The sequence below is a fragment of the Rania fehmarnensis genome (assembly GCF_056494185.1).
Genome location: NZ_CM151398.1, coordinates 2,203,520 through 2,224,573, shown reverse-complemented (window position 1 = coordinate 2,224,573; position 21,054 = coordinate 2,203,520). Strand labels below are relative to the sequence as shown.

Sequence of the window (21,054 nt, the reverse complement as noted above, 5' to 3'; positions counted from 1 at the left end):
CCATCGATATTAGTCGATGTACAGGAACTGATTGACATTTAGCGCCGCCAGGCACATGGCCTGGCGGGCTTGAAGGTCGCTGAAATTGTGTTTGCTCTTGAGTCGCCCAACCAGCGCGACCAACTCGTCCACATCCTGCTGGGCTGGTGCTTGACTGATAGTCAACTGTAATGCCCGCCTGGCTTGTTGTTGCATATCGCTGCCCACTTCGCGCTCGACGCGCTGGAACAGGTGCCCAGCTTGCTGTTGCATCCAGTCGCTATTGAGCATGCCTAATGCTTGTCCGGGTTGCGTTGTCAAAAATCGAGCTTCGCAACTGATATCCGTTTCCGGAAAGTCAAAGACCGACAACATGGGCACGGGTAACGAGCGTTTTACGCGAATGTAAATGCTGCGTCGGGCTTGTTGATCGGGACTCGACTCGCCCCAACCACTGCCGGGTTGAGATTGGCTGGCCAAGACTTCTTGCGACAGCGTTTGAAAAATGCTGGGGCCATACTGCTGCTCATTCAGTTGGCCAGTAACTGCCAACACAGAATCGCGAACTTGCTCGGCGCTCAAACGTCGCACTGCTTGTCGCCAGAACAGTTGATTATCGGGATCGATATCAGCTGCCTCTGGGTTAGGCGCACTCGACTGACGATACGTGGCCGAGAGCAAGATCTGGCGATGAATGGCCTTCAAATTCCAATCATGCTCCATCAACTGCACCGCCAGGAAATCGATGAGTTCTGGATGCGTTGGTCGTTCGCCCATCAATCCGAAGTTGTTCGGAGACTTGGATATACCGCGACCGAAATAATGTTGCCAGATGCGATTGACGATGACGCGCGCGGTCAGCCAGTTATCTTTGGACGCCAACCAATCGGCTAGCACTTTGCGGCGACCGGCGGTCGTGGCGGAATCGGCTGGGGCAGCAATTTTCGGCTCTGGACTGCCGAGTAGTTTAGGAAACGCAGGTTCCACCGCCGGCCCTTCGTTCTGTGGACTGCCGCGCCGCAGAATATATGTTACGGGTGGCTTGGGTTCGCTCTTGGCCAAACCTAAAACGGCTTCGCGTGGCGGTAGCGCTGCGAGATCTTGTTGAGCGCTCGACTTCTTGGCTTTCAGTTCGTCGTAGCGTTGCGCTTCGTCTTCGCTGAGAAAGTTCTTCAACTTTTCGTTCAGCACTTGCTCACGCTCTGGCCCTTCGGTGGCGCGCTGATCCGGTGCCGGCATTTTGACGATCGCGTCTTGTTCGATTTTGTTGAGCTGTTTGTCTAAGTGCTTGATACGATTGTTCAGCACTTTGTACTTCTCAGCCAACTCGTGGCCGGAGACTTCGATTTGATTGTTGCCGCTCTGATCGCCGCGCGTACCGTAAGGCGTGACGTCGCGTACAAAGGCTACCAGGCTGTAATAGTCGCCTTGAGAAATCGGGTCGATCTTGTGATCGTGACAGCGTGCGCAATTGATAGTTAGTGCCAGGAACGCCTGGCCCGTGGTTGAGACAATGTCGTCATATTCATCGAACTGGGCTTGCAGGGGATCAGCGGGTTCATCGTCCCAGATGCCCAAGCGATAATAACCCGTAGCGGTGAGCGTTTCGGTCGTCACTTGCTCTAGTTCATCGCCGGCAATCTGTTCACGAATGAATTGGTCATAAGGTTTATCAGCGTTCATCGCTGCCACTACATAATCGCGATATTTCCACGCGTTGGGTTTGATACCATCGCGCTCATAGCTGTTGGTCTCAGCAAATCGCACGACATCCAACCAGTTGCGGGCCCAACGATCACCGAAGGCAGGGTCGGCCAAGAGACGTTCGATTAACTGTGCGTAGGTATCATCGCTCCAGTCTGCGGACAGTTCGGTGACCACTTCCGGTTCTGGAGGCAGTCCGGTGATATCCAAATAGGCTCGGCGAATGAGTTCAGCAGGGCGGGCTTCGTCGGAGAGCGTCAAACGTTTGGCTTCAAGACGGTGAAGCACAAAAGCGTCCAGGGGCAAACGCATTTGTTCATCATGATCAACTTGCGGCGGGCTGAGACGTTGAATGGGTTGAAAGGCCCAGTGCTCGGTATAGATCGCGCCTTGATCGATCCAGGCACTTAGCGCTGACACTTGATCTTTCTTGAGCGCTGCGCCTTCCGGTGGCATGCGTTCCGACTCATCTTCGCTCAATACGCGTCGAATCAACTCGCTCTTGGCACTATCGCCGGGCACGATCGCCATTTGCTCGCTGTCGCCTTTGACAATCGCGCCCTCGCGCATGTCCAGACGCAGCCCCCCTTCTTGTTTGTCGGGGCCATGACAAGAGAAACAGCGTTTGGCCAACATAGGCTGGATCGTGGTGGCAAAGTCCACCTCCTCAGCCAACAGTCGGCTAACCAATACTGGACTGGCCAAACCTGTACCGGCCAGCCATACAAGCCCAGCCAGCCACAAACTCCAGCAGCGACCGGACGTTATTTGCATACAACCCATCAGCATCAAGTGATCCAAAGGCGGGGAACGGTACGGTGGGAGATCGAACGTTCTCATTATACTCTCCCAGCTGCTCGACTCGCCAGGGTTCGGCTTCCACGAACCACTGCGCCAAAATAGCCCCTGGAATTAGAGTGGGTAAACCGTTCTACTGGTGAGACTCGGTAACGGAAGCCGTCAAGGCTTTCGAAATGCTTGACGCATTCCGTGACGACGCATTTCGTGACGGGACAGTTCGAAATGCTTGACGCATTCCGCTACCAGAACAATTTTCGAAATGCTTGACGCATTCCGCTACACTGAAGGAACTATCTGTGTCCTGCCACTCACTCCTGCCTAAGTTATGTTGGTTCGCCCTGACGACAGTTGGGCTGGCAACCGTTTCGCTGGCTCAAACGAGCGAGTATCCGAAGCTGGGCAGCGACGACTGGCCCTGGTGGCGTGGACCGGCTCGGGATGGGGTGGTTCACAGCCAGGCAAACTATCCGCAAAAGTGGAGCCAGACTGAGAACATCGCTTGGAGCGTGGACATTCCGGGACGCGGCAATGGCTCGCCCATTGTGGTTGGAGATCAAGTCGTTCTGGCAACCTGCGATGAGCAGTCGGGCAGTCAGAGCTTGATTGCGCTGGACCGAAAATCGGGTCAACAACGCTGGCAGACCGTGCTGCATGCTGATGGCGCCATGCGCAAGAACGCGCGGTCGACCGGCGCTTCCAGTACTCCGGCCTGCGATGGCCAGCAGATCTACATCACTTTCGCCAATCATGACACCGTGGTCGCCAGTGCGGTCACGATGCAAGGCGAACAAGTCTGGCAACAATCGTTCACCCAGTACCAAATTCATCAAGGCTATGGCGCTTCGCCCGCGCTCTACCGCGACCTGGTGCTCGTCGCCGCTGATACAAAAGGTGGCGGTGCCATTGCCGCCCTGAAGCGAGATAATGGCCAAGTCGTCTGGAAACGCGAGCGGCCATCTAATCCGAACTATCCGTCACCGATCGTGCTAAACATCTTTGGCAAAGATCAACTGCTGATGACCGGTTGCGATCTGGTGACCAGCCTCGATCCATTAACGGGACAAACGAACTGGGAGGTGGCAGGGGCCACTACCGAATGCGTCACCAGCACGGTAACCGATGGCACTCACATCTATTCATCCGGTGGCTATCCGAAGAATCATATGTCAGCCGTTCGGGCTGATGGTTCCAACACCATTGTGTGGGAAAACAAAGAGCGCGTTTATGTGCCTTCGTTGTTGATCAAAGACAAGTATTTGTACGGTGTGCTGGATGCGGGCATCGCCATGTGCTGGGAAGCAGCCACGGGCAAAGAAATGTGGAAAGAACGCTTGAAAGGCGATTTCAGCTCTTCACCGGTGCTGGTCGGTGATACGATCTACGTCACCAGCGAAGCTGGCGAGACCTTCTTGCTAAAGGTGTCACCTGCAGGTTGCCAACGCGTCGCAGCCAACAAGCTGGGCGATGAAGTCTTTGCTACCCCGACACTCGTTGGCGGGCAAATCTTTATGCGCATTGCTTACCAAAGCGCAGACGGCCGACAAGAGAAGCTCGTGTGCATTGGTAAGTGAATTGAATCTCATCACGCGCATTGCCGACTGGATCGTTGATCATCCGAAGTGGAACATACTCTTCCTGATCGTCGCCACAGCGTTTTCAGCCATGGGTTACTACAACCCAGCCTGGCTGTGGCCGCGCGAAGTCGATCCGGCAACCAATAGTCCTTCGACATCAGCAGGTACCAACGCCGCCAGCCGTCCACGCTCTTCGCAGCAGAGCCGCCGGGCAGTGGCGATCAATCAAGCCGATGTCGTCGTAGTCGCCACTAGCGAAGACTTCTTCACACCGGCTGGAGCTGCGGCCATTCGCGATGTGGTCGAGTCGTTAGAGGCTGAACCCACGGTCGATAATATCCTGTGGCTCGATCGAGCTCCACCGCTGAACGTGTTTGGGCTGCCTGAGCCGATCTTGCCACGCACCGATGCATCGGCTCAGCGGTTTCTGGCTGCCAAGCAGAAAGCCCAAGAGCACCCACTGATCGTTGGCCAGCTCATGTCAGCTGATGCCAAGACGCTCCTACTGCTAGTGCGATTGAATTGGTTGTATGTGCGATCCGACGAGGATTGCACTACCAACATCAAACAGATCTGCCAGACAGCCGCAGGCAGGCACAGCGGTGCTCAGCTTCAATTCCAACTGACCGGCGATGTGCCGATGAACCTGTCGATTCTATCGACGCGCCGGTCCAATCAGTTCAAGTATCAGATGCTGGGCTACGGCATGATTGTCATTTTGGCCATCGTGCTGTTTCGCGGCATATCAGCTGTGATCATCACCGCGGCCGGACCAGCCATGGGCGTCTTCTGGACGTTGGGTGTGCTGCGCTATTTGAACTTGCAAGACAATCCGTTTAACGATGTGGTCTTGCCGATCATGATCAGCCTGATCGGGTTCACCGACGGTGTGCACATGATGGTTCAGATTCGCAAGCAGCGCGCTCTGGGCCTGTCGCCAATTGCAGCTACTAAAAAGGGACTGCATGATGTAGGTCAGGCCTGTTTGTTGACCCTGTTTACGACCTCGCTGGGTTTCGCTTCCTTAGGCTGGGCCAACCATCAAATCGTGCGCGAGTTTGGTTGGTGTTGCGTGCTGGGCATTTGCATACTGTTCATGGCAGTGATAGGCGTCATCCCGCTGCTGTCAGCCAGTCGGCTGGGGCGTAACTTGCACATCGGACACGATCGCAGCATCGTCGACCGCAACTTGAGCAAAATTGGCCTGGCGATCGACCTGGTCATTCGTCATGCACGGCTGGTTAGCTGGCTAGGCATTTTCGGCACTTTAACACTCGCTGGCATCGCGCTCACCTTGCGCCCCGATGATCGTCTGGCCAATGCCTTGCCAGCTGGCAGCGAACCACAGCGCGCCATGGCTCATCTGGACCAGGCCTTGGGGGGTTTGCAGATGTCCGAAGTTCGCGTCACCTGGAAAGATACAATATCTGAAGATGCCCCGGAAATCTTCAGTGTGATTGCATCCATCGATCAGATGTTGCGGCAAGAGGACATGATCGGTCATCCGCTTTCCATTACGCGTTTGATCGAAGCGCTGCCTGGTGACGGACCAATCCTCGATCGTATCTCCACCATCGAACTGTTGCCTCCGCCACTGAAAAGCAATTACTATGCGCCGGAGAATCGTGAAGCCAAGTTGACGTTTCGCGTCCAAGATCGTGGCATCGCGGCTTACGGTCCAGCATTCAAGTCGATCGACCTTCAACTGGAGCGGCTGCAGAAAGCGCATCCGGATTTCAAGCTTGAGTTGGCCGGGCGTGCCGTGGGGCGATGGCGTACGCTGTATCAAATCGTCGTCGATCTGGCCAGCAGCTTGGGTGGTGAAGCGATCATCATCTTGATCTTGCTGGGGATTGCGTATCGATCGTGGCGCCTGGGCTTGATCGCCTTTGTTCCCAACATTTTTCCGTTGGCGGTCACCGGGGCCACGCTAGCCGTCCTGGGCCAGCCGCTGGAACTTGTCAGTGTGTGTGCCTTTACGGTTTGTTTGGGTATCGCAGTCGATGATACGATTCACTTCTTGACGCGCTATAAAGAAGAACTAGCGACTGGACTGGATGAAGTTACCGCGGTGCGCCAAGCCTTCATCGGGGTGGGAACTGGCATGATCATGACGACCGTAGTGCTGGTGGCTGGGTTCAGCAGCGTCTTGATGAGTGAAGTTCGCGATCACCGCGTGTTCTGTTCGATGGGAGCACTAACTCTGGTGGCCGCCCTCTTCGGCGATATTTTTCTGCTGCCCGCTTTGTTGGTTAATTTTAGGAAAAAATAGGCAGAGCCCGGAAGCGCGCCGTTTCACACTCTGCCGAGCGGACTGAGTATGATTTTGTGGGTGCAAGTTCACCAGTGAATCGAGTACGTTTTGTTTAGAGGCGGATATGATTCGAACAACTTTGTTATTGGTGCTGTTGGCCTCAAGCGCAGCCGCGCAAGAGCCAGCGTTTCCCAAGTTCAGCCTGATCGAGTGGAACATCGAAGCCGGCGGTAGCGATGTGGCGACCATCACTAAACAGCTCGCCGAGCTAGAACCGTTCGATCTAGTGGCGCTGAGCGAAGTGCCGACCGCTTCGGCCGAGCAATTCGCGGCTCTCTGGTCAAAGGAAAGTTCCATGGTCGGTACCAGCGGTGGGCCAGCCCGCTTGGTCGTGGCCTGGAATCCAGCTGTCTTTACGCGTGTCAAAGCTGATGAGATCAAGCGTGTGGGCGAACAAGAGTTTGCGCCGGGCCTGCAGATGTCGCCGCTGTCCATTCAGTTGAAACACAACGACACTCAACAAGAGTTCGTGTTGATCATGACCCACTTGGCCCGCGGCAGTGCAGAACTCCGCAAGAAACAGGCCCTGTTGATGACCGACTGGGCCAAAGGTCAGTCATTGCCGGTAGTAGCCATAGGCGGATTCAACTTCGATTATGACTTTATCAAACATCAAGGCAACGAATCGTTCACGGCCTTTACTGCGGGCGATACTTGGAAATGGATCAAACCCAAAACTTGGGTCGATAGCAATTGGTCCGATCGCAATCGAGATGGCCAGGACGATTACCCTGACTCGATGTTGGATTATGTCTTTGTAACCGGCGCAGCCCAGCAGTGGCCCATCGAGTGTGAGATTGTCGTCCGCGAGGGCGACTTCCCTGACACCGATCAAACCAGCGATCATCGCCCCGTCCGCTGCACAGTCGGCAAGTAAGTACCCGAAGTCGCCAGACTTTGGAGGCAAGTTGGTAGCCGAAGTCGCCAGACTTTGGAGGCGCCAGGTTTGATTCATCCAATCTCTGGCGAGATCGGCTACGAACAAGGCTTGATTCGCCCAATCTCTGGCGAGATCGGCTACGAACACTGGAAGCCTATACTACGGGTGCGCTAGGCGATATAATGGTTTGTTTGCCCTAGCCTTCCATTCCTGGATTACTCCGCTCAAAGGAAAAAATCGTATGCGCCTCTTCGTGGCCCTGTGCCTCTCATGCCTGTTGGCAAGCAATGGACTAGGACAAGAAAAATTGAAAGTTCAAGTAGCTGAAACTGGTCCGAAACCCAAGAACGTCGCCGCCTATCAAATGGGGTTCGGCTTCGGTTTCAACCTGCACAATGGCGGCCTGGAAGCCGGTGATATCTCGACCGAAGACTTCATTGCCGGTCTAACCGACGCCCTTAAGGGCACAGACCCCCGCGTTACCGAAGACGAGGTGAAAGCTGCCGTCGAAGAACTAAGCAAGAAAGTTCAAGCTCGCTTGGATCAAAAAGCTAAAGACAACCTGGCCAAAGCCACCGCCTTCTTGGCCCAAAATAAGGCCACGCAAGGGGTTCGCGAATTGCCTAGCGGGCTACAGTACCAAGTCATCAAGATCGGTACCGGAGCAGCGCCCAAGGCAGACAGCACCGTCAAAGTTCACTACGAGGGCAAGCTGATCGACGGCACTATCTTCGACAGCTCGATGAAGGGTGAGCCAGCAGAATTTCCTATCAATGGAGTCATTCCCGGCTGGACCGAAGCCCTCATGCGCATGAAAGTGGGCGACAAGTGGAAGCTGACCATCCCGCCCAACCTGGCTTACGGTGAACAAGGCCGTGCACCCCGCATTGCACCCAATTCCGCCTTGGTTTTCGAAGTGGAACTTCTGGAAGTCAAGTAGTCGCCACTAGTAGCGAGCAGCACCCGAAGGTTGCGGGTTCTGCACTGTCCAACCGCCAGCGGGCTGTCCGCTGGCACCACCGGTCAGCGTGTTCTGCGCAATGCGGACATTTAAAGTCGCGACTCGTTGGAATAGCTCGGGCTGCATGTTGTTGATGGCCAGGCTCTGCTGGTAGTTTTGCAGAGCCTGATTCAAATCGCCCGACGCTTCGCGCATCTGTCCGCGGGCTGTCCACGCGCGATAATGATTGGGATCCATTGCCAAGACTTCATCCAGGTAACGCTCGGCCGTCTTGGTCTCACCAAACTCCTGATGCAAGCGGCTCAATTCCACCTTGGCATCCGGCATGTTCGGATTGCTGGTCGACCAGTTTTTCAGCAATGCAAAACCCTTGTCAGGTCGGCCCGATTCCACCAGCATCACGGCTAGCCCGCGGTGACAATCAACATGATTGGGCGCCAGGTCTAAACACTGGTTGTAGTAGCTTTCAGCTTGATCGATAAGCTGCTGATTCTTTTGCGTTACGCCCAGCTTGTGGTAGGTTGATGCGAGATTGTAGTAAGTGTCTGGATTGCCAGGGTCGGTCGTTTGCGAAGTCTGAAACTGCTGCAAGGCTTCCGCGTAGCGGCCCTGTTGATACAGCCTCACGCCCATAGTATTTTGACCCGAGCTCGCCCAACGACAGCCACCCGCTGCTGTCACCAAACATAGAGCCAATAGCATCAATCGCAGGTGACGAATTGAATTGCTGTGCAAGCTCATAGTGGTGCCCGAATACTTCAAGTCAGAAAGTGACCATCGGGGCCAACGGTACAAAGTCCGCCACGACCAAAGCAAGACCAAACTTGAACTCGAATTCCAAGAAACTGAGAATTAAGAATGAGCGCGAAACTCCTCCTACTCTGCCTGACCTGCCTCGTTACCCAGGATGTCTCCGATGCCGCGCTGCGCAAGTTGCGTGGTGACGATGCCGCGCAGGGCTTTGTCTCTATCTTCAATGGTCAGAATCTAGATGGCTGGCAAGGCGCGGTCGATGATTACGAAGTGCGTGACGGGGTGATCGTGTGCAAGCCCGGCAAAGGCGGAGTGCTGTTTACCAAAGAGAAGTACGACGACTTCATCGTCCGTTGTGAATTCAAGTTACCACCGGGCGGCAACAACGGCTTGGCGATTCGTTACCCAGGCAAAGGCCGCGCATCCTACGACGCGATGTGCGAATTGCAAATCTTGGACGACGATGCCGAAAAGTATAAGGACCTCGACCCCCGACAATACCACGGCGCCATCTATGGCATGATCGCGCCCAAACGCGGACACCTACGACCGGTGGGTCAATGGAACTATCAACAAGTCACTGTTCAAGAATCGCGCATCATCGTCGAGCTAAACGGAAACGTGATCGTTGATGGCGATGTTAGCCAAGTGACAGAATTCAAAGATGACTTGCCCCACCCCGGCAAAGATTTGACCGAAGGCTACTTTGGTTTCGCTGGCCACAGCGACCCAGTCGAGTTTCGCAACGTGGCCATCAAACGTTTGAAGGCATTTTGAGTTCGTAGCCACCGCTTGGCAGCGGTGGCTACGACAAAGACGAGGCACCGTCCAATTAATTGATCGTCAACCACAAATCCTTCAGCAACTCATCGCCGCCGGCGGTGGCCGTGCGCAGCCAATCGCTGTCGCCCCGCGTTTTGGCGATGATGCGAATCGGGCCAGCGTGAGGCTTGTTGGACTTGATGACGACCTTGCCTTCTTTGGTGTTTTCGGTAGGCGTTGAAACCAATTGTGGAGTAATCGTCTGTCCAGTTGGCAAGACGGCCGTGATTTGAATTGTTCCATCGAAGCCATCTCGGCGATCGATGGTCACTGGAATCTCGATCTGTTCGTTGACCTTGGCATAGAAGTGATCTTCTTTGACGCTGATTGCCACATCAGGAACCAGATAAGTGGCATCGATACGATAGAGCCAATCAGGGCCGCCGTTGTCGTAGGCGTCGCTGACTTCCAGTACGTACTGTCCGTCGGCCGGCGGATCGAAGACAAGTCGTGCATCGCTGCCTTGATTGGAATCATCGTCGCGAGCCAGTTCCTTGCTCGAGAGATCCATGACCCGCAAAATGCAATCGAGCGGCAAGCCCATTTTGCGACTGGTCAACGTGAATAGTACTTTTCGGCCCTGATTGGCCCTGAAGCTGTAAAAGTCATGCTCTTTTACTTGAGTCAAACCACCGGTGATTGCAATCGGTATCTTCAGTTCGGGCATGACCCCACTAGCCGGGCGAATTTCTTCGACAATCTGTTGCAAGTCCACCAGGTCAATCAGTGGCGCATGAGCCAGTCCAGGCAAATCGAGTGCCCAACTAGTGCGCCCGGTTCTAGGTGGTACGCGCACTACAACAGGCTCGGTGGGCACATTGATGCCATGCAGCTTCAAACTTGTCTCCGCTTTTGGATCCAGCCCCAGCGGCCGAGCCGCCTTCAACCAACCGCCATGGGCCAGCGTCAGCCGATACACAAAGTTATCGGCACCTGCAAACGCAATCGTACTGTCAGGCGTCGAGGGTTGTCCAAACACTCTGACATAGTAGCGTCCTTTCTTGGGCGACAGAAAATCGATCATCGGATCCAATCCATAGGTATCCATGTTCTGCGCCAGCACCGCACCACCGGAGGACAATATCTGCAACGTCATATCCACTGGTGACTTGAGGTTCGCGTTGGCCTCGACGGCGGCGACCAATGTTTGCTGATCTTCCAAATCGACTGCGTAGGTATCAACTTCGCCGCGTTTACTCAGCACTCCATTAATCAACTTGGGCAAGCCGACGATCGGCTGGAGCTTGGCCAATGAATCATTGGGCTCGACCTCATTCTGCTCTTCGATCGGCCCAACCATGAAGCGCAGAGCTTCACTGGCATTATCTTTGTCCATGAAGCGCACATGATGCACACCCAAGATGGCGGTCGATTCAACCTCGACTTTGAACTTGCCTTTGTCGGTTTGCGGTTTCCATTTGATGCCCGGATCATCGCACCAAACTTCTACAGGCCAAATGGGCGCATCGCCCAGCGACGCGACATCGACAGTTGTACCGCGGGCGGCGCCAGCCGGAAACAAGCGTTTAAGCGTGGGACCATCGGCAGAGGCGGCACTGCCAAGGGAACCAGTAATCGTCAAGCCAAGAAGGCTAGCTAGAACAGTACGGCGCCAGCTATTAACTACTTTTGAATTCAAACCACTAGCCCATCAGTTCGGAGATTGGCTCTGGATCGCTGACCAGGTGGACTGGGCGACCATCAGGCATGTGATAGTACTTGTTCGGATCGATACCCATCTTAGTATAAACAGTCGAAACGAAATTCTCGGGGCTCAGCACGCGCTCTACTGCCGAATGTCCTTGGCGGTCGGTGGCACCGATCACTTGACCACCAGGCGTGCCACCACCAGCGAAGAGAATCGACATGGCATTTGCCCAGTGATCGCGGCCGGCTTTTGATTCGCCTGCCAAGGTACTGATCTTGGGCGTGCGCCCAAATTCACCCAGTGCAATCACCATGGTGGTTTCTAACAGCCCGCGTTGATCCAGATCTTTGATCAAGGTCGCCACCGTGTTGTCCCAATCGGGCAAGCGTTTTTCAAGCGCCCCAAAGAGGTTGGAGTGATGATCCCAACCACCATCATACAAAGTCACAAATGGCACCCCAGCTTCGACCAGGCGTCTGGCCAACAGCGCTCGCTGTCCAAAGCCGTTGCGGCCATACGCATCGCGAACGCTGTCCGGTTCACTCGCAATGTCAAAGGCCTTTTGAGCTTCGGGAGTCGTGATCAGATCGTAACCCTGTTGATAATATTCATCGATGGTGCGGACCGGATCGCCAGCAGCCGGGTCTTCGATGCGGGCAATGCGATCGACCAGCTGGCGCATCTGCTGCCGCTGTGCAAATCGCTGATCATCCAGTCCCCGCGGCAGAGCAACATCGCGAACGCGAAACTCCTTGCGATTCGGATCGTCTGAGACAACAAACGGAGCGTACTTGGCGCCCAGGAAATTGGGCCCACCACTGCGCGACATGCTGGGCATCGAAAAATAGGCGGGCAGACCATGCGGAGCCGTGCGCTCGTAACTGGCCACCGAACCCATGCTTGGGTGAAAGCTGACAAACGCGCCGCAACCGACTGGAATCCGCGGAGGAGCCCCCGTCATCATGTAATGGTTGCCCGCACCGTGATTGCCTTGGTTATGGCATACCGAGCGAATGATAGCGTACTTGTCAGCCATCGCCGCCAACTTGGGCAGGTGCTGACCAATTTGAATGCCAGCCACATTGGTGGCAATCGGTCGGAACTCACCGCGAATCTCCACCGGTGCATCAGGCTTGGGATCAAACGTTTCGAAGTGAGTCGGTCCCCCGTCCATCCAAATCAAAATGCAACTGGCTGGTTTCTTGCCGCCCTGAGCAGCCTGAGCAGCCCGCGACAGTCCCAGCAAGTTAAAGAAACTTCCTCCAGCCAGTCCACCCACACCCAAGCGAATTGCCGAGCGTCGATCAAAAACTGGTTGCAGCAGTTCAAGCGTTTTGGGATAGGCAGGCGCCATATTCGATGGCCTCAAATTAGGTGGGTAGATTGTGGCATAGGCTTCCAGCCTGTGTCTTCTGTGGCATAGGCTTCCAGCCTGTGTCCTCTGTGGCATAGGCTTCCAGCCTGTGTTTGTGGCATAGGCTTCCAGCCTGTGTATTTCTCTTTTCTTCGAGTCACCCCAAGGCTCGCCCCCCCAGGCTCGCCCTCAGTCGATGTACAAAAACTCAGGCGAATTGACCAGCGACCACAATACATCTTCGATCCATTGTCGGCGAGTTGGATTGGGTTGTGGAGAAGATTCTAACAGAGCCTGCAACTCGGCGGGGGTTGGCCGCCGGCTGTAACAGGCCAGATAGAGCTCTTCGATAATTTCGGTTATGGGAGCGTTGCTAGCGTTCAAGCGGCTGACTCGACCTTCATCGCTAGCCAATTTCCCTTGAATGGTGTTGGCATTCATCAGGTGCAAAGCTTGCACCATGGTGGCGTCCGGTGTCCGCTCGCAAGGTGGATCTTGATTCGGGTCGGGCCGGCCGAAGGCGTCCAGCAGATCGCTGGCGCTGCGTACCGTCCACAATTGAATCGCCCGCGAATCGGGCGCCGCCCCTTCGTAGTGATCGGGGACTTCGGTAATGTCGACGATGGCATCAGCCAAAACTTCGGCCCGCATGCGTTTGCGATAGTGACGCGAAAAGTTGCGGATGTCAGCCGCATTGGTTTCATTGGGCAAGGACGAGAGCGCGTAAACATGCGAGCTCATCAGCGTCTTGAGAAACTTCTTTTGGTCGTATGCCAGTCGGCGAAATTCATCGGCTAGCGCATCCAACAACTCGGGGTTACTGGCCGGATTGGTCGCTCGCAAATCATCGACCGGATCGACTAGCCCTTTGCCGAATAACTCGGCCCAGATGCGATTGACCGCAACTTTGGCGAAATACGGATTGTCAGGCGCGGTCATCCAATCGACCAGCGCGACGCGCGGGTCGCTGCCTTCGGCGATCGTGGCTACTTCGCCTTTGAGCGGCTTGGGGGGCAAGACCTGCTTGGTCAACGGATGATGCACCTCTGCTTGACGACGAGAGACCAACACCATTTCTTCGCCACCTGAAATCGGTGGCGAAAGTCCCGTGCCCTTATGATCGACTCGAGCGAAGTATGCACCAAAGCTATAGAAGTCAGCTTGCGAGTAGACTTCAAAAGGATGTTGATGACACTTGGCACATTCTAAACGCACGCCCAAGAATAGCTGCGAGACGATCGTCGTCAGTTCATCGACCCCGCGTCGATCGCGAAAGAGTGTCACCGCGCCGTTGCGCCACGTGCTGCCTTGCGCGGTGAGCAGTTCGCGCACAAATTGATCGTACGGCGTATTGTGGCGAAACTTTTCACGCAACCAACCATCGAGGCTCATCGTGGCTTTGATGCCGACTCGGTAGGGATTAGGACGCAGCAGGTCAGCCCACTTGTTGGCCCAAAAATCAGCATACTCTTCGCGGGCCAGCAGCGCATCGATCAAGCGTTCGCGTTTGCCTTCGACTGAATCATCCAGAAACGCTTTGGCTTCGCCGGGTGTGGGCAATCGTCCAATCGTATCCAGCATTGCACGGCGCAAGAATGTTTCATCTCCACAGCCTGCGCTGGGCAGTACGTTCAAGCTCTGCAATTTGCGATACACCAGGTCATCGATAAAGTTGTTTCGAGGCAGTGCCGCGTATTGTTCGGGCGTCGTCGTTCCAGCGCGGGGAATAGCCGTGCTCCAGGTCGCAATCACACCCATGTAACGCGCCATGATCGTCGCTTCGCCAGGAATCGTACCGGCCTTGAGAAGTCCACTGGCATCGACAGCAACGATCGCAGGTTCGTTCGATTGGTACGCGCAAGTGGTCGTCACTTCGCGCTGAGTGTCGTTGCTGTAATGAGCGATGACTTTCAATTGCTCTTGTTGACTTGGTTGCAGAGAATGCGGTTCTGGTTCGATCTGGATGCGGACAAGTTTCGGATCTGCCTGGCTGGCACGTGGCATACCATCGCGAATCCAGGCCACGATCTTCTGATAATCTTCGCTGCCCGGCGCAATCTTGACGCCGCCGCCATGTGGCATGATGGCAGCAGCTTTCTGCAACAGCAAACTCTTCTCAGGCGCTGCCGGAAACAGCCGGCGACCACGCGCATCGACCACGATCGACTGGTAATCAAAATCGGGATCAAAGGCCAACAGAGACAGGGCAAAACCGTTCTGCCCCCGAGCTTTGCCATGGCAGGGCCCTGAGTTGCAGCCACGCGCCGTGAGTATCGGTTGTATATCCAGTTCAAACTTAAGCGGCTCAGCGGCCTGCAAGTCGCAGACGACACCGGCTAGCGCCAAGAGTAAACACACACGGACTAAGCGCAATATCTGCGACATATCCAGGCATACCGCGCAAGTAGGAGGTGGGAAGGGTAACGGTGGGAAGCAGTCGAAGGAACCCTAAAGTCTATTTAAATTTGAGTCGAGAAGCAACTCGGCGTGACTCGGGGCGCGCGATCGGTTTGGGTGTCGGACGGTGCGCGAGGGGAGGACGGTGTTTGGCTCAGGAGGACCTTCGCCCTCCCGGACAGCCGCTCTACGAGCCCATAACTTCTTTACCGACCCATGGTTGCAAGACCTTGGGGACGCGGATGCGGCCGTCGGCTAGTTGGTGGTTCTCGAGGATGGCGATGATGGCGCGACTGATCGCGATGGCCGTACCGTTTAAGGTGTGCACCAGGTGAGTACCCTTTTCACCTTTGGTGCGATAGCGAATGTTCAATCGTCGAGCTTGATAGTCGGTGCAATTGGAGGTGCTGGTCACTTCGCCCCATTCGCCATTTTCACCACGACCTGGCATCCAGGCCTCGAGGTCATACTTGCGATAAGCTGGCCCACCGAGATCTCCAGTGGCTGTATCGACCACTCGATAGGGAATTTCGAGCAAGTCAAACAAATCGCATTCCAGCTGACGAATCTCTTCGTGCATCGCGTCACTCTGATCAGGCAGCGTGAAAGCGAACATCTCGATCTTCGTAAACTGATGCACGCGATACAGACCCTTGGACGCGCGGCCCGCTGCGCCTGCTTCGGTGCGGAAGCAGTGACTAATGCCACACAACTTGATCGGCATCTGTTCGGCTTCGAGCGTCTGATCGGCTAACATTCCGCCGAGCGTAATCTCAGCAGTGGCCACCAGGTTCAAGTCCGTATTTTCGATCGAATAGATTTGTGTCTCGGGTCCACGCGGCATGAATCCGATGCCTTGCAGAATACCCGTATGCGCCACGTCGGGAGTCGAGATCGGGGCAAAGCCATGCTTGAGCAACGTATGCACGGCAAACTGTTGCAGGGCCAGTTCCAACAACACAGCATCATTTTTAAGGAAGTAGAATCCCGCCCCTGCCACACGCGCGCCGCCTTCGAAGTCGATCAAGTCATGCAGCTTGCCAAGTTCCAAGTGATCCTTGGCTTTGAAATCGAATTGGGGAATCGGCGTCTTACCGCGGGCGATTTCAGTGTTCGCGGTATCATCGCCACCGATCGGCGCCGAGGGATGCGTCAGGTTCGGTATGTGAACTTGCAAGGCATGGGCTTCGCCATCCAGTCGATCATACTCGGCCTGCGCAGCATCTTTTTGTTCGCGCAGCAGGCGACCTTGCTCTTTCAGCTTCTCGCGGTCTTCTGGCGTCTTGGCGCCACCAATTTGTTTGCTGACTTCGTTAGCCTGGCGATTGAGTTCTTGGGCTTCTTGCAGTTTGACGCGACGACTAGCCTCGATCTCGACCAGTCGATCCACTTCGCACTGCACGCCGCGGCGCCGGCAATTCTCCTTGATCAGTTCGACATTCTCGACAATCGTCTTTCGATCCAGCATCGAATCTCTTCCTTCTTGTACTGCTTAGTGTGGCATAGGCTTCTAGCCTGTGTTGTGGCATAGGCTTCCAGCCTGTGTTGTGGCATAGGCTTCCAGCCTGTGTTGTGGCATAGGCTTCCAGCCTGTGTGGTTCTAATGTGCCCTACGCTTCCAGCCTCTGTCGCTCTGTTGTGCCCCAGGCTCCCCCGGGCCGGAAGCCTAGGCCACATTAGTTCGCCAAATGGTGCCATAAATGTGCACTGGCGCGAATGCCACGATAAAAGTCTGCAATGCAGAACTTTTCGTTGGGGCTATGGGCACCGTCATCTTCCAAGCCCCAGCCCAGCAGCAGGACTTCAGCTCCGAGTGCTTCGACCATGGCGGCCACGATTGGAATGGAACCGCCTTCGCGAATCAAGACCGGCGGAGTGCCAAAGGCGTCGGTTATCGCCTGGGTAGCCGCTGCCATGTAGGGGCTTTCGGGATCGACCACCACTCCTTGACCTCCATGCATTTCGATCAGCTCCACGCGCACGCCAGCAGGTGCATGCTGGGCCAGGAACTGTTTCAATTGAGCTGTGACCTCGGCGGGCGATTGGTTGGGGACCAGGCGAAAACTGATCTTGGCACCAGCCCAACTGGGAATGATCGTCTTGCCGCCTTCACCCTGGTAGCCGCCCATCAAGCCATGCACATCGAAGGTCGGACGAGCCCAGCGGCGCTCCAGCGTCGAGTAACCCGCTTCGCCCACCAGTCCGCTGACGCCCAGTTGTTGAGCAAACTTCTGATCATCGAAGTTCAGCGACCGCCACATTTGCCGCTCGCCTTCAGCCAACGGCTTAACCGAATCATAAAAGCCCGGCAATTGGATACGACCATTTTCATCAATGATTTGGCTGACCAGACGCGACAGGGCAATCGCCGGATTATGAACGGCGCCGCCGAAACTGCCCGAATGCAAATCCTGTTTGGGTCCATGCAAACGCACTTCGTAGTAAGCGATTCCGCGCAGACCGTAAGTCACGGCAGGCTGACCTGCGGCATATTGCGACGAGTCGCTGATGACGATCACATCGGCGGCCAGGCGGTCCTTGATTTTGGGAAGTGTCTTGGCCAATTGCGAACTGCCGACCTCTTCTTCGCCTTCGATTAAAAACTTGACCTGCAATGGCAGCGGCTGGTCGGTGGCGGTCCACGCGGCGGCGCCTAAGATGTGGGTCAGTGCCTGGCCCTTGTCGTCGGTAGCACCGCGGGCGTACAAATTGCCGTCGCGCTCAGTGGGCTCAAAGGCCGGAGTCAACCACTTGTCCAGTGGATCAGGCGGTTGGACATCGTAGTGCCCGTAAACTAGCGCCACCGGCTTGCCAGGCACCGCTGGGCTCTCGGCGTAGACAAGTGGCGGACCGTCGGTTTCGATCAATTCACAGGTAAAACCTTGCAAAGCGAAAGCATTCAGCACCCACTCGGCCGAGCGCCGGATATCCCCACTGAAGGCCGGATCGGCGCTGACGCTGGGAATGCGCAGCCACTGTTTAAGTTGTTCAAGGTGACTTGGTTGACTTTGCTGAAGATAACGATCGAGCGTAGCCAAGGGCGACATGTGTGAACTTTTCTGGTGCGGATCGTATCAAAAATACTTGTAAGGACACCCCGTTCGGGGTTTACAATATAGCTTGTGACACCGATTCGTTCATCGCCCCAGTTATGTTTGCTTTTCGTAGGAGACGCATCGCATGGCTCAATCTGATGCAGCCGTCATGGAACCTGACGTCGCGGAACCAGTACGCTTGCGAAGAACCAGGCCTCAGACCCCACCACCCAAACGCCAGCCTCGGTACCACGTCATTTTGTGGGACGACCCCAACCACACTTATGACTACGTCATCGAGATGCTGCGGTCACTGTTCGGCCACTCTGAACAGCAAGCGTTTGAATTGGCCAAAACGGTTGATACCGCTGGCAAGGCTATCTGCCTGACCACCACCCGAGAACATGCAGAACTCAAGCGTGATCAAATTCACGCCTTCGGCAAAGACGAACGCAGCCGCAACTGTAAAGGCAGCATGTCCGCGTCGATTGAACCCGAGATTTGAGTGCTGAAGTTTGTAGTTCAACTTCAGAACTTTCACTGCTCACTTCTCAGTGCAAACTGTTAGAGATCGTCATGCACTTGATCCAAATGCAAGTGCAACTGAGGACGAGCCGATTGTAGCTTGTCCCAAGCCTCCGGACTGACCTGCGCGCCATCGACATACAACGTCGACAACTCGGTCATCGCAGCCAGTGTCTCGAGTGCTGCTTCGGTGATGCCCGGTTGAATAAGATGCAAACTCTCCAAAGCTGGCCAGTGGCTCAGTTCCACTACGGCTGCATCGTCAATCTCACGACCTGCGATCCGAAGTTGTTTGAGCTTCGGCAACACAGCCAGCTCTCGCAGACCCGCAGCCGTGATTTTAGCTTGAGGCAAGTTCAAGACCTGCAATTCGGCCAGGCGATGCTGGGCTAGATCCTTCAATCCCACATCGGTCAACGGACTCTTGCGCAAACGCAAGTGCGTCAGCACATGCAGATCTGCGAAGTACTTCACCTCCTTATCCGTCACAACGCCCTGATCCAAGATCAATGTCCGCAGTGTGCCCAGATTGAGCAGCGATATAAGTTCTTCGGCACCGACCTTCGAATCCAAGAGCCGTATCTCGTCGCGCTGTCCCGCTTTGACCTGCTGAACTTGTCGAGCAAACGATTCTTCGGGGCGTAATGGTGGTGGCGCTGCAGAGGGAGGCACATTTTTCTGACAAGCTGCCAGGCAAACACTCAGAAGAATGATGGGCAGCAAGAATCTGTGGGCCATGATTGGGTGCTCCCTCCTGTAGCCGATCTCGCTAGAGATTGGACGTTGATTAGTCACGCGTCCAAAGTCTGGCGACTTCGGCTACGGTCACCTCTCCAAGGCTTTGCCTTGGGGAGGTCGAATCGAGCCCTAGCGAGATTCGGGAGGGGCGCCTCCGTAGCCGATCTCGCTAGAGATTGGACGTTGACTAGTAACGCGTCCAAAGTCTGGCGACTTCGGCTACAGTCACCTCTCCAAGGCTTTGCCTTGGGGAGGTCGAATCGAGCCCTAGCGAGATTCGGGAGGGGTTTCTCCGTAGCCGATCTCGCCAGAGATTGGACGTTAATTGGTAACGCATCCAAAGTCTGGCGACTTCGGCTACAGTCACTCATCAGCCACGTTCACATAAACCTTCAGCGCCGAATTGTCTTCAACCAGCAGACGCATCATCTCATTGTAGTTGTCCAAGCCCTCGACCGGGTTGGTCAATATGCGTTGGAGCACTCCTGGGTACATGACTTCGCCCAGGGCCATGTCTTTAATACCCGACTCGAAGTATTCGCGGTTGGCGTTGACCGAACCCAAGAGCAGTTTGTTACCCAGCACCCATTCGATATTGATTTTGTCCGATGGCACTTCGGTAGTTTTCTTGCCACCAGTGATGCTGGTCCACACCAAGGCACCGCTATGTCCCAGCGCGGTCATAGCTTCGAAGGCAATTTGACTGCTGCCAGTTGCATCGACAATCAAGTCGGCCTTGCCCACTTTGGCCACCAGGTCTTGTAGGCTGGTTTCTTTCGTACTGACATAGGTCGCTTCCATGCCTTCGACAATTTCGCTTTTCAAATGAGGGCCGGGCGCACGGGCTAAGGTAAAAACTTCTAGTCCCCGCAACTTCAGGAGCAAGGTGGACAGCAAGCCGATTTGACCAGCGCCCAAAACGAAGGCGCGCTTGGGTCGCCATACGCGCATGCGCCGCTGTGCTTCGTAGGCTTGAGCGACTGCCTTGGCAGCACAGCTCATCGGTTCCATTAGCACGTGCAAATGTTTGAGGCCCTTGGGCACCTTGACGATGTACTCTTCGCCATCGACAAACTGCTCGGTCAAATAACCGTGCAGTAGATTGATGCCGCGCTCGTAATAGGTTTCTTCACTAGTCATGTCATAGGTACCGATCTGATCATAGATCGAACCACCCGGACGACGCACGGTCGCCGTCACGTAATCGCCGGGTTTGACACTAGTGACATTAGGGCCAACTTCCATGACGACGCCGAAACACTCATGGCCCAGGACCAGGTAATCATCACCCGGAGGCGCATTGCCATAGAGGGCATCGTTGATTTCGCGGTCGGTCGCATCGACCCCCACCTTCAAGACTTTGACGCGAATGCCTTTACCATTGGGAACGGAGTCCAGACGTGGTTCGGGGATATCGCGACTGTGAATACTATGGGGAGTACCCGGTCGAATGGCAACGGCTTTCATGGTCAGGCATTAACTGGCTAAAGTTGTCGGCAATGTAGAAAAACACTGGGACAAAATGTACCAGTAATCCTGAATGTGGCATAGGCTTCCAGCCTGTGTCTG

The 21,054-nt window shown here is 55.2% G+C and carries 15 protein-coding genes; 6 read left to right on the top strand and 9 right to left on the bottom strand.

The features are described from left to right. Positions 1-9: 9 nt before the first annotated feature. Positions 10-2,523, bottom strand: a complete 2,514-nt coding sequence (locus tag SH573x_RS07270) for a PSD1 and planctomycete cytochrome C domain-containing protein (protein WP_479353743.1) — start codon at positions 2,521-2,523, stop codon at positions 10-12. A gap of 257 nt (positions 2,524-2,780) precedes the next feature. On the opposite strand from SH573x_RS07270, the gene SH573x_RS07265 reads away from it, so the two are divergent. The 4 genes from SH573x_RS07265 to bamJ all read left to right on the top strand — a co-directional run bounded on the left by SH573x_RS07265 (position 2,781) and on the right by bamJ (position 8,192). Further along, entirely contained in the window at positions 2,781-4,055 is a 1,275-nt protein-coding gene (locus tag SH573x_RS07265; RefSeq protein ID WP_479353741.1) for an outer membrane protein assembly factor BamB family protein, read from the top strand. Between the two features lies 1 nt (position 4,056). After that, on the top strand, positions 4,057-6,330 hold the full coding sequence (locus SH573x_RS07260; protein WP_479353739.1) for an efflux RND transporter permease subunit: 2,274 nt from the start codon (positions 4,057-4,059) through the stop codon (positions 6,328-6,330). Between the two features lie 106 nt (positions 6,331-6,436). Further along, positions 6,437-7,249, top strand: a complete 813-nt coding sequence (locus SH573x_RS07255) for an exonuclease/endonuclease/phosphatase family protein (RefSeq protein ID WP_479353737.1) — start codon at positions 6,437-6,439, stop codon at positions 7,247-7,249. A gap of 244 nt (positions 7,250-7,493) precedes the next feature. Then, complete coding sequence (gene bamJ / locus SH573x_RS07250; protein WP_479353735.1) at positions 7,494-8,192, top strand: BamJ family beta-barrel-assembly machinery protein; 699 nt, start codon at positions 7,494-7,496, stop codon at positions 8,190-8,192. 6 nt (positions 8,193-8,198) lie between these two features. Here bamJ and SH573x_RS07245 read toward each other — a convergent pair whose 3' ends face one another. Continuing rightward, positions 8,199-8,954: a tetratricopeptide repeat protein gene (locus SH573x_RS07245; protein WP_479353733.1), complete on the bottom strand. Its 756-nt coding sequence runs from the start codon at positions 8,952-8,954 to the stop codon at positions 8,199-8,201. A gap of 117 nt (positions 8,955-9,071) precedes the next feature. Between SH573x_RS07245 and SH573x_RS07240 the strand changes: the two genes are divergently transcribed. Then, positions 9,072-9,743, top strand: a complete 672-nt coding sequence (locus SH573x_RS07240) for a 3-keto-disaccharide hydrolase (RefSeq protein ID WP_479353731.1) — start codon at positions 9,072-9,074, stop codon at positions 9,741-9,743. Between the two features lie 55 nt (positions 9,744-9,798). On the opposite strand, the gene SH573x_RS07235 is transcribed toward SH573x_RS07240, so the two are convergent. The 5 genes from SH573x_RS07235 to SH573x_RS07215 form a co-directional block, all read right to left on the bottom strand. Beyond that, positions 9,799-11,370, bottom strand: a complete 1,572-nt coding sequence (locus SH573x_RS07235) for a PPC domain-containing protein (RefSeq protein ID WP_479353730.1) — start codon at positions 11,368-11,370, stop codon at positions 9,799-9,801. Between the two features lie 61 nt (positions 11,371-11,431). Then, complete coding sequence (locus SH573x_RS07230) at positions 11,432-12,790, bottom strand: DUF1501 domain-containing protein (RefSeq protein WP_479353728.1); 1,359 nt, start codon at positions 12,788-12,790, stop codon at positions 11,432-11,434. A 189-nt stretch (positions 12,791-12,979) separates the two neighbouring features. Then, positions 12,980-15,175 (bottom strand): DUF1553 domain-containing protein, encoded by a 2,196-nt coding sequence (locus SH573x_RS07225; protein WP_479353726.1) that lies wholly within the window; start codon positions 15,173-15,175, stop codon positions 12,980-12,982. 199 nt (positions 15,176-15,374) lie between these two features. Continuing rightward, positions 15,375-16,655, bottom strand: coding sequence for a serine--tRNA ligase (serS, locus tag SH573x_RS07220; protein WP_479353724.1), 1,281 nt, complete (start codon positions 16,653-16,655; stop codon positions 15,375-15,377). A gap of 208 nt (positions 16,656-16,863) precedes the next feature. Beyond that, a complete protein-coding gene (locus tag SH573x_RS07215; RefSeq protein WP_479353722.1) occupies positions 16,864-18,234 on the bottom strand; it encodes a dipeptidase in 1,371 nt (456 codons plus the stop codon). 133 nt (positions 18,235-18,367) lie between these two features. Here SH573x_RS07215 and SH573x_RS07210 point away from each other — a divergent pair, with 133 nt between their 5' ends. Continuing rightward, positions 18,368-18,727, top strand: coding sequence for an ATP-dependent Clp protease adaptor ClpS (locus tag SH573x_RS07210; protein ID WP_479353720.1), 360 nt, complete (start codon positions 18,368-18,370; stop codon positions 18,725-18,727). A 59-nt stretch (positions 18,728-18,786) separates the two neighbouring features. Here SH573x_RS07210 and SH573x_RS07205 read toward each other — a convergent pair whose 3' ends face one another. Together SH573x_RS07205 and SH573x_RS07200 are read right to left on the bottom strand one after the other, a co-directional pair. Further along, a complete protein-coding gene (locus tag SH573x_RS07205; protein ID WP_479353718.1) occupies positions 18,787-19,485 on the bottom strand; it encodes a leucine-rich repeat domain-containing protein in 699 nt (232 codons plus the stop codon). Between the two features lie 363 nt (positions 19,486-19,848). Beyond that, complete coding sequence (locus tag SH573x_RS07200) at positions 19,849-20,952, bottom strand: glucose 1-dehydrogenase (RefSeq protein WP_479353716.1); 1,104 nt, start codon at positions 20,950-20,952, stop codon at positions 19,849-19,851. Positions 20,953-21,054: the final 102 nt, after the last annotated feature.

Excerpts from the sequence above, each read along its gene's own strand:
- SH573x_RS07225 (WP_479353726.1), bottom strand. The coding sequence starts at position 15,175 with ATGTCGCAGATATTGCGCTTAGTCCGTGTGTGTTTACTCTTGGCGCTA.
- SH573x_RS07270 (WP_479353743.1), bottom strand. The coding sequence starts at position 2,523 with ATGAGAACGTTCGATCTCCCACCGTACCGTTCCCCGCCTTTGGATCAC.
- SH573x_RS07255 (WP_479353737.1), top strand. The coding sequence starts at position 6,437 with ATGATTCGAACAACTTTGTTATTGGTGCTGTTGGCCTCAAGCGCAGCC.
- SH573x_RS07230 (WP_479353728.1), bottom strand. The coding sequence starts at position 12,790 with ATGGCGCCTGCCTATCCCAAAACGCTTGAACTGCTGCAACCAGTTTTT.
- SH573x_RS07215 (WP_479353722.1), bottom strand. The coding sequence starts at position 18,234 with ATGTCGCCCTTGGCTACGCTCGATCGTTATCTTCAGCAAAGTCAACCA.
- serS (WP_479353724.1), bottom strand. The coding sequence starts at position 16,655 with ATGCTGGATCGAAAGACGATTGTCGAGAATGTCGAACTGATCAAGGAG.
- SH573x_RS07240 (WP_479353731.1), top strand. The coding sequence starts at position 9,072 with ATGAGCGCGAAACTCCTCCTACTCTGCCTGACCTGCCTCGTTACCCAG.
- bamJ (WP_479353735.1), top strand. The coding sequence starts at position 7,494 with ATGCGCCTCTTCGTGGCCCTGTGCCTCTCATGCCTGTTGGCAAGCAAT.
- SH573x_RS07245 (WP_479353733.1), bottom strand. The coding sequence starts at position 8,954 with ATGAGCTTGCACAGCAATTCAATTCGTCACCTGCGATTGATGCTATTG.
- SH573x_RS07205 (WP_479353718.1), bottom strand. The coding sequence starts at position 19,485 with ATGGCCCACAGATTCTTGCTGCCCATCATTCTTCTGAGTGTTTGCCTG.
- SH573x_RS07200 (WP_479353716.1), bottom strand. The coding sequence starts at position 20,952 with ATGAAAGCCGTTGCCATTCGACCGGGTACTCCCCATAGTATTCACAGT.
- SH573x_RS07210 (WP_479353720.1), top strand. The coding sequence starts at position 18,368 with ATGGCTCAATCTGATGCAGCCGTCATGGAACCTGACGTCGCGGAACCA.